The organism is uncultured Microbacterium sp., assembly GCF_945952435.1.
In the GTDB taxonomy this organism is placed as follows: domain Bacteria; phylum Actinomycetota; class Actinomycetes; order Actinomycetales; family Microbacteriaceae; genus Microbacterium.
Map to the genome: position 1 here is coordinate 39,673 of NZ_CAMFHZ010000010.1, position 12,828 is coordinate 52,500.

General features: G+C 70.6%; 11 protein-coding genes and 1 tRNA gene. 2 read left to right on the forward strand and 10 right to left on the reverse strand.

Features of this window, described 5'->3' with window-relative positions; translation table 11 throughout:
* Positions 1-66: 66 nt before the first annotated feature.
* The 8 genes from Q0P88_RS07100 to Q0P88_RS07135 form a co-directional block, all read right to left on the reverse strand.
* On the reverse strand, positions 67-825 hold the full coding sequence (locus Q0P88_RS07100) for an ABC transporter ATP-binding protein (RefSeq protein WP_295012547.1): 759 nt from the start codon (positions 823-825) through the stop codon (positions 67-69).
* Positions 822-1,760: an ABC transporter ATP-binding protein gene (locus tag Q0P88_RS07105; RefSeq protein ID WP_295012549.1), complete on the reverse strand. Its 939-nt coding sequence runs from the start codon at positions 1,758-1,760 to the stop codon at positions 822-824. Before Q0P88_RS07105 ends, Q0P88_RS07100 begins: the two co-directional genes overlap by 4 nt.
* Positions 1,761-1,774: 14 nt before the next feature.
* Entirely contained in the window at positions 1,775-2,635 is an 861-nt protein-coding gene (locus Q0P88_RS07110; RefSeq protein ID WP_295012551.1) for an ABC transporter permease, read from the reverse strand.
* Positions 2,632-3,579: an ABC transporter permease gene (locus Q0P88_RS07115; RefSeq protein WP_295012553.1), complete on the reverse strand. Its 948-nt coding sequence runs from the start codon at positions 3,577-3,579 to the stop codon at positions 2,632-2,634. Before Q0P88_RS07115 ends, Q0P88_RS07110 begins: the two co-directional genes overlap by 4 nt.
* A 3-nt stretch (positions 3,580-3,582) precedes the next feature.
* On the reverse strand, positions 3,583-5,103 hold the full coding sequence (locus Q0P88_RS07120) for an ABC transporter substrate-binding protein (protein ID WP_295012555.1): 1,521 nt from the start codon (positions 5,101-5,103) through the stop codon (positions 3,583-3,585).
* Positions 5,104-5,310: 207 nt separating this feature from the next.
* Positions 5,311-6,414 carry an agmatine/peptidylarginine deiminase gene (locus Q0P88_RS07125; RefSeq protein WP_295012557.1) on the reverse strand — a complete coding sequence of 368 codons (1,104 nt, stop codon included), beginning with the start codon at positions 6,412-6,414 and terminating at the stop codon, positions 5,311-5,313.
* A 7-nt stretch (positions 6,415-6,421) separates the two neighbouring features.
* On the reverse strand, positions 6,422-7,015 hold the full coding sequence (locus tag Q0P88_RS07130; protein ID WP_295012559.1) for a TetR/AcrR family transcriptional regulator: 594 nt from the start codon (positions 7,013-7,015) through the stop codon (positions 6,422-6,424).
* A 14-nt stretch (positions 7,016-7,029) separates the two neighbouring features.
* On the reverse strand, positions 7,030-8,526 hold the full coding sequence (locus Q0P88_RS07135) for a cytosine permease (RefSeq protein ID WP_295012561.1): 1,497 nt from the start codon (positions 8,524-8,526) through the stop codon (positions 7,030-7,032).
* An 86-nt stretch (positions 8,527-8,612) separates the two neighbouring features.
* On the opposite strand from Q0P88_RS07135, the gene Q0P88_RS07140 reads away from it, so the two are divergent.
* Together Q0P88_RS07140 and Q0P88_RS07145 are read left to right on the forward strand one after the other, a co-directional pair.
* Positions 8,613-10,274 carry an amidase gene (locus Q0P88_RS07140; protein WP_295012563.1) on the forward strand — a complete coding sequence of 554 codons (1,662 nt, stop codon included), beginning with the start codon at positions 8,613-8,615 and terminating at the stop codon, positions 10,272-10,274.
* 59 nt (positions 10,275-10,333) lie between these two features.
* Positions 10,334-11,296: an alpha/beta hydrolase gene (locus tag Q0P88_RS07145; RefSeq protein ID WP_295012565.1), complete on the forward strand. Its 963-nt coding sequence runs from the start codon at positions 10,334-10,336 to the stop codon at positions 11,294-11,296.
* 48 nt (positions 11,297-11,344) lie between these two features.
* On the opposite strand, the gene Q0P88_RS07150 is transcribed toward Q0P88_RS07145, so the two are convergent.
* Both Q0P88_RS07150 and Q0P88_RS07155 read right to left on the reverse strand, forming a co-directional pair.
* Positions 11,345-11,436, reverse strand: a tRNA-Ser gene (locus Q0P88_RS07150).
* 111 nt (positions 11,437-11,547) lie between these two features.
* Positions 11,548-12,819, reverse strand: a complete 1,272-nt coding sequence (locus Q0P88_RS07155) for an LCP family protein (protein WP_295012567.1) — start codon at positions 12,817-12,819, stop codon at positions 11,548-11,550.
* Positions 12,820-12,828: the final 9 nt, after the last annotated feature.

Genomic DNA, 12,828 nt, shown 5'->3' on the forward strand with positions numbered 1-12,828 from the left:
CTCTCGTACCTCCCGGCAGGCACGCGGCCCATCGCGGCGCGCGCCGGGCGGTCCACGGCAGCGAGTCTATAGTCGCGGCACGGCGGCGAGGAGCTGACGGGTGTACTCCTGCTCCGGCGCGGCGAAGAGCTCCTCCGCCGGCCTGTCCTCGATGAGGACGCCATTCTTCATCACCACGACGCGCTCGCTGATGTGCCGCACCACGGCCAGGTCGTGCGAGATGAACAGCAGGGTGAGCCCCAGGTCGCGCTTCAGCTCCATCAGCAGATTGAGGATCGCCGCCTGCACCGAGACGTCGAGGGCGGCGGTCGACTCGTCGGCGATGAGGATCGCCGGATCCACCGCGAGCGCCCGGGCGATCCCGACCCGCTGACGCTGACCGCCCGAGAGCCGGCGGGGCAGGGCGTGGTACGCCGAGGCGGGAAGCCCCACCCTGTCGAGGAGCTGTCGTGCCCGTGCCTTCACCCCGGCACCGGCGGCGAGACGGTGGAAGCGGATCAGCTCCTCGAGCATCGGACCGACCGCCAGACGCGGGTTGAGCGATGCGCTCGGATCCTGGAACACCATCTGCAGCCCGCGGACCTGCTGCCTGGTCCGCCGCCGCGCGACCGGCGTGCCGTCCAGGAGGATCTCGCCGGAGGAGACGGGAACCAGGCCGATGAGCGCCTTCGCGAGCGTCGACTTGCCCGATCCGGACTCGCCGACGATGCCGACCGACTCACCGGCGGCCACGGCGAGATCGACCGCGTCCAGGGCGGGACGGGCCCCGCGCCGGGCTCGGCCGTAGTGCACGGTCAGGGAGGAGGCCTCCAGGATCGGGGTCATCGGCGGGTCTCCAGAGTCAGGTCGGTGCGGATGCAGGCCGTCCGCCCCTCGCGTCCCGCGGCGAGCCGGTAGTCGGCGCCGTGGCAGGCGTCGATCTCGAACGGGCAGCGGGGGGCGAAGCGGCATCCCTCGGGGAACCGTCCCGGGTCGGGCGGCGTGCCGGGGATCGTCTCGAGGTCGGCATCGCCGCGCACCGTGGAGGGGGTGCACCCCAGCAGCGCGGCCGTGTACGGGTGCTGCGGGCGACGGAGCACCTGCTCCGCTGTCCCCTCCTCGACGAGGCGCCCCGCGTACATGACTGCGATGCGGTCGCTGATCGTCCCGACCACCGCGAGATCGTGCGACACGAAGACCAACCCCATGCCGCGCTCCTGGCCGAGCCGCTTCAGCAGCGCGAGGATCTGCGCCTGGATCGTGACGTCGAGCGCGGTGGTCGGCTCGTCGCAGAGGAGCACGTCGGGCTCCGTGCCGAGCGCCGCCGCGATCATGATCCGCTGCCGGAGTCCGCCCGAGAGCTCGTGCGGCCACATCCGCGCACGACGCGCCGGTTCGGGGATGCCGACATCGGCCATGAGCTGCAGGACCTTGGCCCGGATCCCGGAGCGCGGGGTCCCGCCGTGCGCGCGGATGCCCTCGGCGATCAGCTCGCCGACCCGCATCGTCGGGTTGAGCGCGAGCATGGGCTCCTGGAAGACGAGCGCCACGCGCGGAGACGGATCACCGCTCTCCCCGCCGAGTCGGACCTCTCCGCGACGCGCCGCGCCTTCGGGCAGGATCCCCAGCACTCCGCGGAGGGTGAGGCTCTTGCCCGATCCGGACTCGCCGACGATGCCGAGGGTCTCCCCTCGCCCGACCGCGAACGAGACCCCGTCGACCGGCGTCAGCCGGCGGCCGTCGATCCGCAGATCGATCGCGAGGTCCTTTACGTCGAGCACGGCGCTCGTCCCCGTCACTTGCGCACCCACGACTCGAGCCCCTCTCCGATCAGGTTCAGACCGAGCCCGAAGAGCACGATCGCGAGGCCGGGCACCGTCGACAGCCACCACTGCGCCCGGATGTACGTCTGCCCGTCCGCGATCATCGCGCCCCATTCCGGCGCCGGGGGCTGGATGCCGAGGCCGAGGAACGACAGCGCGGCCAGCCCGAGGGTCGCCGCCACGACGTCGGAGGGAAGGTAGACCAGGCTCTGACTGATCGAGTTCGGCAGCGCGTGCCGCCACAGCACGCGGGCGGAGGAGAAGCCGGACACACGCGCGGCGGCGATGTAGTCCTGCTCCCGCACGCGCAGCATCTCCGTGCGCATGAGCCGCGCGTAGGCGACCCAGGACACCACGGTCATCGACACGAGGATGGAGACCGGCCCCGCGCCGAGGACGAAGACGAGGGCGATCACCAGGATATAGCTCGGGAAGGCCTGCACGAGGTCCGAGAACCGCATGACGACGGCGTCCAGCCAGCCGCCGTAGTACCCGGCGAGCGCGCCGAGGATCGTGCCGACGATGGCGGGCAGCACGGCTCCGAGGAATCCGATCGTCAGATCGATCCGGGAGGCCCAGATCAATCGGGAGAGCACATCGCGGCCGAGGGAGTCGGTGCCGAGAGGATGCGCCCAGGACGGCGGCTGCAGGGACGCCAGCACGTCCTGGGCGAGCGGATCGGCGGGCGCGACGAGAGGGGCGAACACCGCGCACACGACGAACAGCGCGACGATCCCGGTGCCGACCCAGACCATCCGGGGGAGCCGGCGCCCCCGCTCCTTCCGCACCCGGGCGATGGCGAGCGGCACGGTGGCCGTGGCATGGGCGGTCATGAGTCGACCTTCACTCTCGGATCGAGGATCGCTTCCGCGACGTCGGCGATCAGGTACACGAGCATCACGGCGACCGCGAAGAGGATCGTGTACCCCTGGATGAGGGGGATGTCGCGCTGCTGGGAGGCGAGCACGATGCCCTCGCCGATGCCCGGCAGCGCGAAGGTCGTCTCGATCACCACGGCGCCGAACAGCATGTAGCCGATGTTCAGGGCGAGGACCGCGACGGTGGGGGGCGCCGCGTTGCGCAGCACGAAGCGGGTCATGACCCGCAGCGGACGGACGCCGAGGGTGCGGGCCGCGGTGATGTACTCCGAGGAGCGCACCTCCAGCAGGCTGGCGCGGAAGCTGCGCACCTGCAGGGGCGCCATCGACACCGCGAGCGTGATCGCCGGCAGGACGATGGAGCGCAGGTGCTCGATCGGCGTGTAGCCGAATCCGCCGACGGGGAACCAACCGGTGGGCAGAGCGACGAGCAGGATGAGGATGATCCCGGTCCAGAACGAGGGCATCGCGAACAGCACCAGCCCCGCGCCGCGGGCGAGGTGGTCGAACACGCCGTCGGGTGTGCGCGCGGCGAGGGTCGCGACGGTCACCGAGATCATCACCGAGAACAGGGCCCCGAAGCCCAGCAGCCACAGCGTGACGGGGAGGCGCTGGGCGATGATGTCCGCCACCGGCTGCTGTGACTTGAACGAGAATCCGAAGTCCCCGCGGACGACGTTGCCCAGGTAGTGCAGGAACTGCACGACGGCGGGCTGGTCGAGGCCGAGCTGCGCGCGGGCCGCGTCGAGCTCCGCGGTCGAGGCGCGGAGGCCGACCACGAGGCGGGCGGGATCCCCCGGCGTGATCTTCAGGATGAGGAAGACCAGCAGGACGACGATCACGATCAGCGGGATCGCGAAGGCGAACCGCCGCAGGACGAAGGTGTAGCGTCCTCCCATCGGTCAGCCCTTGCCCAGCGTGATCGCGGACCAGGCGTACATGCCCCACGGCGCGGGGGCGAACCCTCGGACGCGCGGGCCGACGGCGTCCAGCACCTGGAACTGCGCGATCGGGGCCGCGAGGACCTGGGAGGCGGCGTCGTCCTGCACCTGGCGGACCACGTCCTGGCGCGCGGCGGGGTCCTGCGCCGCCGTGTACGCGCCGAACTGAGCGACGATCCTGTCCGTGTCCGCGCCGCTGAACAACCAGGAGGTCCCGCTGATCCAGGCGAGCGGATCGCTCACGTCCGGAGAGACCGGCCCGTAGGACCACAGCACGAGATCGGACTTCAGCCCGTACGCCCGGTCGAGGAAGGTCCCCGTCTCGAGCGGCGCGAGGGTGAGGTCGATCCCCAGGGCGGCGAGGTTCTGCTTCAGGATCTGCGCGACGTTCTTGTCCGTCTGGTTGGACGCGTCGTAGACCACCTCCAGGCCGGCGGGCGTCGCGGCCGCCTGCGCGAGCTCGGCCTTGGCGGCGGCGAGGTCGAAGGACGGCTCCGGGACGTCGGGGGCGGCGCCGTTGGCGAGCCCCGAGGGGATGATGCCCGCGGCGGCCTCGCCGTATCCCTTGAACGCACCCTTGATGATCATGGGGGTGTCGATCGCGTGGGCGATGGCGCGGCGCAGGTGCACGTCGTCGAGGGGCGCGCGCGTGGTGTTGAAGCTGAGGTGCTCGATCTGGCTCGACGGCAGGGCCTTGATCGCGGAGCCGTAGGCGGCGGCGTCCTGCGGGGTGACGTACTCCGAGATGTCGGCCTGACCGGACTCCAGCAGCGCGGCGCCCTGGTTCGCGTCCGTCACGGTCGTGATCACCACCCGTCGGACGCCGACTTTGCCGTAGTAGTGCGGGTTGGCGACGAGCACGGTCTGTCCGCCCGTGCTCCACGACTCGATCGCGAACGCTCCGGCGCCGACCGGCTTCTGCCAGAAGGTCGACTCGTTCACGCCCCCGAAGTCCTTCGGGAAGATGGCGGACGAGCTCCAGGTCATCAGCACGGGGAGCGTCGTATCGGGCGTCGACATGTGGAAGACCACGGAGTGCGGATCGTCGGAGGTCACCGCGGCGATGTTCTTGTAGAGCGATCCGTAGTTCTTCCCCTTGGCCCAGACGGTCGCCGAGAAGATCACGTCCTGCGGCGTCAGGGGCTTGCCGTCGCTGAAGGCCACACCGTCGCGCAGCGTGAAGGTCCAGGTGCGGGCCTCGGCGTCGTAGTTCCAGGCGGTCGCGATGCCGGGCGTGATGGAGTGACCGTCCGAACCGAACGTGAGCAGCGGCTCCTCCACGTTGCTGAGTGTCTGGTAGGTCGCGTAGGCGGCCGCCTTGTCCGGATCCCACCCGTCGAACGACTCGGCGCGGATCACGTGGAGGGTCTGACTCTCGTCTGCATCCCCGGCCGTGCAGCCGGTCAGGGCCGCGAGCAGAAGAAGGCCGGAGACCAGGGCGGAGAGGGTGGTCGTGCGTCGTCGCATGAGGACCTCGATCAAAGAATTGGATGTTATCCAACTATCGTGCGAGCGAAAGCCTTCGGTGTCAACCCCGCGTTCGCCCGGGACGCCGGCGCAGGGTGACGTCGCGGCACCGCGCGGCCGTCCGCGGGCGCACGTCGGCCCGGGGGCGGAGTCGTCGCGCGGGCACGGCCCTCACCCGATCCGCCGACGGAGGGCGAGGGGACGGGACCGACTCGTCGGGGGTCAGCGCGCGTCCGGCTCCTGCTGCGTCGCGCAGTGGATGCCGCCGCCGCCCGCCGCGATCGGATCGATGTCCAGCTGCACGATCTCGCGGTCGGGGAACAGCTCCGCCAGCGTGTCCTTCGCGAACGCGTCGGCCTCGGCGTCCCCGAACTGCGGCGCGATCACCGCCCCGTTGCAGACGTAGAAATTCACGTACCCGGCCGCGAACTCGTCGTTCGCGTACTCGGGTCGCACCGAGGAGGGGCCGGGCAGCACGTGCACGTCGAGCCGACGGCCCTTCGCATCGACCGCGCTCCCCAGGATCTCGAGATGGCGTCGGGTCACGGCGTAGTCGTAGCTCTCCGGATCGTCCTCGCGGCCCGCGACCACGACACCCGGACGGGCGAAGCGCGCGTAGAAGTCCGTGTGCCCGTCCGTGATGTCCTTCCCGGCGATGCCCGGGAGCCAGATCACATGGGTGATGCCCAGAAGGCGCTCGAGCTCGTCCTCGACCTCTTGTTTGGACCAGCCGGGATTGCGGTTCTCGTTGAGCACGCAGCTCTCGGTGATGATCGCGGTGCCCTCGCCGTCGACCTCGAGCGCACCGCCTTCGAGCACGAGCTCCGTGCGGATGCGGGGCACGTCCGCGCGCTCGCACACCGTGCGCGCGACCTGCGCGTCGCGGTCGTGCTCCTGCTTGCCGCCCCATCCGTTGAAGTTGAAGTCCACCCCGGCGAGCCCGTCGGTCGTGCGGACGAATGTCGGACCGGTGTCGCGGATCCACAGATCGTCGGCGTCGAACTCGACGAGGTGGACGCCCTCGAGGTCGGTCTCTCCGGCGGAGCCCTTCGCCACGAGCGCCGACACGGGTTCGTAGCGGGCGATCGTGCGCGCGATGTCCTGGAGGGCCGTGCGCGCGGCGGGCGCGAGCTCCTCGCCCCAGACCTCCTCGTCGACCTGCAGGCTCATCCACGTCGCGCGGTGCCGGGCGCCCTCCTCGGGCATGACCCCGCCGGCGGCGGGCGACGCCGAGCCCTTCTCCGGGGTCGGCGCGCAGCCGGCCATCGCGACGAGAGCTCCCGCCCCGGAGGCGAGAAGGAACGTGCGGCGCGTGAGGACGTTCATGGGGGGCTCACTCTCGGGGAAGGGTCTCGCCGGGGACTCGGCTCGTGCGCGCGGTGTGCAGGATCGCGTCGGCGCCCGCACGGACGAGCCGCTGGGCGTCCGCGGTGCCGAGCTGGCCGGAGAGCCAGCGGCTGGACAACCCCTCGACGAGCGCCGTCAGCAGCGTCGCGACCTCGGGGATCTGCTCCTCGGCAACGCCCGCCTGCGCGAGCGGGCCGTGCAGACGCAGCTCCCATTCGGCCGTGCTGCGCGACAGGCCGTTCTGCAGGTCGGTCTCGAACACCGCGATCGCGCGGATCTCGTTCCACACGACGGAGTCGTCGCGGACGTCGCCCTCATCGTCGAACTCGGCGACGAGCAGGTCCACGACGGCGCTCGAGCCGTCGTCGGGGTCGGGATTGCGCTCCTGGACGGCGAGGTTGACGGCGTCGATCGTCGCATTGAGCAGCCCCGATCGATCCTCGAAGTGGTAGTACACCAGCCCGAGCGAGACGCCCGCGCGCTTGGCCACCCGCTGCACGCGCAGGCCGCGCACGCCGGTGCGGGCGATCTCCTGCCGGCTCGCCCGCAGGATCCGCTCGCGCGCGTCCGATTCCGCCATTCCCGCCTCCGTGGTCACTCCGTCAGGATGCGTTCCGCCTGAGTCGGGACGCCCTCGTTCACCCCAGTCTCCGGCCAGATCCAGAGCGCGAGCAAATAGAGTCCTCCGCCGACGAGCATCGACAGCGGGAGACTCACGTCGAGCCCTCCCGCGATCTGCGCGAACGGTGCGGTGTAGAGCTCGTTCTGCACGGTCAGCAGCCCCACCAGCGCTCCGGCGAGCAGGGCGATGACCGCGCGCAGGTTCCAGCCGTGGAAGAACCAGTAGCGTCCGCCTCCGCGGCCGAGTCCGTAGCGCTGCAGGGCGACGGGGTCGTATCGCCCGCGGCGTGCGACGAGGTAGCCGATGCCGTTGATGATGACCCAGGGTCCCGCGACGGCGTTGAGCACGACGGTCATCGCCGTGATCGACGAGATCGCGTCCGTCGCCACGACGCCGAGGTACATCACCGCGATGGCGATCGCCGAGGTGATGAGGGTCGTCTGTGTGCGGCTCAGCCGGGGCACGATCGATTCGAGGTCGAGCCCGCTGGCGTAGATGTTGATGACGCCCTGGCCGAACCCGCCCATGATCGCGAGGATCAGCAGCGGGACGAGGTACCAGCCAGGGGAGGTTTTCACGAGGTCTCCGACGTAGGACGGCGAAAGCGTCGTGAACGTGCTCGCCGTGAAGGCGCCGAATGCGGCGGTCGCGAAGAGCCCCAGGAAGATCCCGGCGCAGGCCGCGACGGCGACCTGGCGGTCTGAGAAGCGACGCGGGTTGATCCGCCGCGCGTAGTCGCCGATCGACGGCGCGTACGAGAGCGGGCCGCCGATCGAGATCGTGACGGCGAACAGCCAGGTGGGCCAGAAGTCTCCCAGCAGGTAGTGCCCGGTGCTGCGATCGCCGTCGAATCCGGGGGCGTACGCGAACAGGCCGATGAGCAGGACGAGTCCCGCGATGGGGATGATGAACTTCTGCAGCGCGACGATCGTGCCGTGCCCGTAGAGCGCGATGAGGACGACCTCGACCGCGATGATCGCGTATCCGACGATGAACGCGGTGCTGTCCTCCGGCGTTCCGAACAGGCGGTGCGCGCCCGCGACGAGGGCCTCGCCCGAGGTCCACACCGCGATGGCCGCGTAGGCGATCGCGAACAGAAGCGTCAGGAAGGATCCGAGCAGCCGCCCCCGCATGCCGAAGTGGGCGCCGCTGGAGACCGGGTTGTTCGTCCCGGTCCTGCTCCCGAGCAGGGTCATCGGGATCATCAGGACGAGTCCGATCGCGAGCCCGACCGCGCTGGAGGCCATCGCCTGCCAGAAGTTCAGCCCGAAGGTGATCGGGAGCCAGCCGAAGATCACGACCGAGAGTGCGAGGTTGCCCCCGACGAATACGCGGAACATGTTGCCCGGCGAGGAGCGGCGCTCCGCGGTGGGGACGTAGTCGACCCCGGCCTTCTCGATCCGCCCGAATTGATCGATCGTCTCGGTGGCGGATGCGATGTCGACGCTCGGCGGCGCTGCCTTGCTCATATGAGGGTGCTCCCTGACTCGGTTCGTGTGGCTATGCTAGCCATGACTGAAAATTCAGTCAATAGCTTTCGAGACGAGGAGACGCCGTGGTCATCCCTCCCCCCACCGCCACGATCGCCGAACTGCGCGCGCTGCTGCAGGCCGGATCCCTTTCCGCCGGAGAGCTGCTCGATCAGCACCTCGCGCGGATCGACGCCCGGCCCGAGCTCAACGCCGTCGTCGTCCGCAACCCCGAGGCCCGGGACGAGGCCGCCGAGTCCGACCGTCGGCTCCGCGCCGGGACCGCACGCCCCCTCGAAGGCATTCCGTTCACGGTCAAGGACTCGTACATGGTGCGCGGGTTGACGGTCGCCTCCGGATCCCCCGCCTTCCGCGACCTGGTCGCCCAGTGGGACGCCTTCACGGTCGCCGTCCTGCGGGAGGCCGGTGCGGTGCTGATCGGCAAGACCAACATGCCCCCGATGGCCGACGGCGGCATGCAGCGCGGCGTGTACGGCCGCGCGGAGAGCCCCTTCAACCCGGACTACCTCGCCGCGGCCTACGCCTCCGGATCGTCGAACGGATCCGCGGTCGCGGTGGCCGCGTCGCTGAGCCAGTTCGGGATGGGCGAGGAGACGGTGTCGTCGGGGCGCAGCCCCGCGTCGAACAACGGCATCGTGGCCTACACGCCCTCGCGCGGGATCCTGTCGCTGCGCGGCAACTGGCCCTTGTTCCCCACCCGCGACGTCGCCGTGCCGCACACGAAGTCCGTCGCGGACCTCCTCGAACTGCTCGACGTGCTCGTGCAGGACGATCCGATCACCCGCGGCGACTTCTGGCGGGAGCAGCAGGCGGTCGCACTGCCCGGAGCGCGGGCCCACCGCCCGGACGACTACCGCGCGGTTGCGGAGCCCGGCGCGCTTCAGGGCGCCCGGCTCGCCGTTCCCCGCCGCTATCTGGGGAAGTCCGCCGAGGTTCCGATCGCAGTGCATCCGGACGTGCTCGTCCTCTGGGGACGCACGCGAGCCCTTCTCGAGCAGGCCGGCGCGACCGTGGTCGAGACCGACTTCCCCCTCATCGAGCAGTACGAGGGGACGAGCGAGGCCCATGACCGTCTGCACGAGTTCGCCGGGCTCCCCGACGACTGGATGACGCACGAGTACACCACCCTCGTCGCGGCCGCGTGGGACGACTTCCTCCGCGCGAACGGCGACCCCGCGATCCCCCGGCTGGCCGGCATCGACCCCTCCACGATCTTCCCGCTGCCCGAGGGGGCGCTGCCCGACCGCTATCCGGAGGTGGAGGACAATCTCAACCGCTACGACGAGATCCTGGAGATCAGCCGTCGCCAGCCGGGAGCGCTCGACCCCGACGGTCCCCCGCTCCGCCCGGAGAGCATCCCCGGTTTCGACGCGGCCCTGCGCCGACTGGAGACCCTGCGCGAGGAGCTGCTGGAGGCCTGGCTGACGGAGAACGGCTTCGACGCCGTGGTCTTCCCGGCGAACGCCGACGTCGGTCCCGCCGATGCCGACCGCCATCCGGACGCCGCCGACCTCGCCTGGCGCAACGGCACCTTCTACTCGAACGGCAATCTCGCGATCCGTCACCTCGGCGTCCCGACGGTGACGACGTCGATGGGCGTCATGGCGTCGACCGGGATGCCGGTCGGGGTGACGTTCGCCGGAGCCGCGTACTCCGACCCGCGGCTGCTGAGCCTGGCGGGGGACTTCGAGCGGATCCGCGGAGAGCGCCCGCTGCCGCCGGCCTGAACGGCTGAACGGCTGAACGCCTGATCGCGGACGATCGGCGCGCTCGGTAGATTCGGAGCATGTCGACCGCCCGCACGCCCGTGACGCGCACGACGACCGTCCTCCGGCTCCTCGGCGTCATCGTCGCCGTCGTCGCGATCGGGGTCGTCGCGTGGGCGGTCCTCACGGCCGGCGAGGCGATCGCGCACGCGCATCCGGCGTATCCGGTGCTGCTAGGGGTCGCCGTCGCTCTCGCGATCCTGGCGCTCGTCCTGCTCGCACGGCGTCGGCGCCGGGGTGGCGTCGGACGGACGACGCTGCGGATCGTGCTGCTCGTGCTCGCCGCGGCCGGGATCGCCCTCCTCGCCTGGCTGCGCCCCTTTCCCGCCGTCGAGCCGGCGCTCGGCGCGATGCGGTCGGACGCCGCCGTGACCGTCAGCGAGTCGCCGACCGAGATCGTCCTGACGCCGGAGGGCGACGCCCGCGGCCCCGCGGTGTTCTTCCAGCCGGGTGCGCTCGTCGACGCCCGCGCCTATGCCGCCGTGCTGCGGCCCCAGGCCGAGCAGGGCCGGCTCGTCGTCATCGCCAAGCAGCCGCTCGGCATCGCGTTTCTCGCCACCGGCGCGTTCGACGAGGCGCGGGCGCGCTTCCCCGACGTCGCGGCGTGGGCGCTCGGCGGCCATTCCCTGGGCGGCACGGTCGCCGCGATCCAGGCGGACGCGGGTCAGCACGACGCGCACTCCCCCGCCGTGGCGCTCTTCTTCTACGCCTCGTATCCCGCGAGCGACCTGAGCGCGTCGCTGCGGATTCCCGTCGCCTCGATCTCGGGCAGCCGCGACGGGCTCGCGACGCCGGCCAAGATCGCGGCGTCTCGCGCGAACCTCCCCGCCGACACCGTGTTCACGGAAATCGACGGCGCCGACCATGCCCAGTTCGGCGCCTACGGCCCGCAGCCCGGCGACCGGCCCGCCACGATCGATGCGTCCGAGGCACGAGAGCAGATCACTGAGGCCACCACCCGGTTCCTTGGCGGGCTCGATTGAGCCGCGTTCGGCCCTGACGAAGAAATCCCTGCCGGAGCAGGGATTCTGTGGCGGAGACGGAGGGATTTGAACCCTCGGTCCCCTTGCGAGGACTCCACCTTAGCAGGGTGGTGCACTAGGCCTGACTATGCGACGTCTCCAGATGTCCGGCGAGCCGAACACCAGCAATCATCCTAACGGGTCCGCCCACGCTGCGCGAACCGGGGCCGTCCGCCGCGGACGCCGTGACCCCGGCCAGCGCGTGGAACGAGTCAGCCGCTGAACCCGTTGCCGTTCGAGCAGGTCTGCTGCGCCGCGGACTGACCGGAGACGTTGTCCGGCAGCGCGACCGAGCTCGAGGTCGGGTTCGGCGTGGGCGAGGCGGCGTCGGTCGACCCCGCCTCGGTCGATCCGTCGGCGGGGGCCCCGTCCGTCGGCGCAGGGGTCGCGGAGACGACCGCGTCCTTGCGCTGGCCCGTGATCTGGATCGGCTGGTTCGCCTTGAGAGCCGCCCAGAGCTGGTCGGCGCTGTCGTCGTCGGGAACGACCTTGTTGGGGTTGTCGGGATCCGTGAGCACGGGGTAGTTGACGAAGTTGATCTGATCCAGCGGCACGTCCTTCATCGCGAGCGCGATCTGCACGAGCAGGGTCGGACTCGTCAGCGTGGTGCTGGGGGTGACGTTCGACATGATCGTGTGCGCGAGCTTGAGCAGTGTGCCGGGATTGCCCAGCACCTCGCTGGAGACCATCTTGCGGGCGAGCGCGGACATGTAGACCTGCTGGTTGCTGCCTCGGCCCAGGTCGCTGCCGTCCCCCACGCCGTGGCGGGTGCGGAGGAACTGCAGCGCCCAGTAGCCCTGCAGGGTGTGCGTGCCGGCCGGGATGTTGAGACCGGTGTCGGGATCGTCGATGCCGTTCGCGACGCAGACGTCGACGCCGCCGATCGCGTCCGTGATCTTCATGACACCGCCCCAGGTGATCTTGGCGGCGAACTGGATGTCGAGCCCGGAGATCTCGTGGATCGTGCGCGCGACGCAGTTCAGCCCACCGGTCTCCAGGGTGACGTTGATCGGCTGCTTCGACATCTCGCTCGTGGGGTTCCCGCTCGCGTCCGTGCAGGAGGGGATCGGGACCATGAGGTCACGCGGGAACGTGATGACGGTGACGCGTCGCGGACTGTCGGAGATGTGCAGGAGGAGGTTCGTATCGTTGCGCTCGCCCTCGTTGCCCGGGTCGGAGCAGCGGTCCCCGAACTCGGCGGAGAACGACGCCTCGCACTCGTCGCTGCCCACCAGCAGCATGTTCACGCCGCCCTTGATCGCGGCGATGTCCGGCGGGACGGACTCCTGCCCGTCGAGCGCGACGGCCTTCGCCGTGAACGTGTGGTTGAGGTCGTAGACGACGTATCCTGCCACGGCGAACCCCGCGACGAGGACGACGGTCGCGACGATGCCGATCATCTTCATGAGCTGCGTCCACGCGCGGGGGCGGGGCAGCTGACCATGCCCGGCGACGGGGCGTCGGGATCGGGACGTCGCGCTCACACGGTGCCT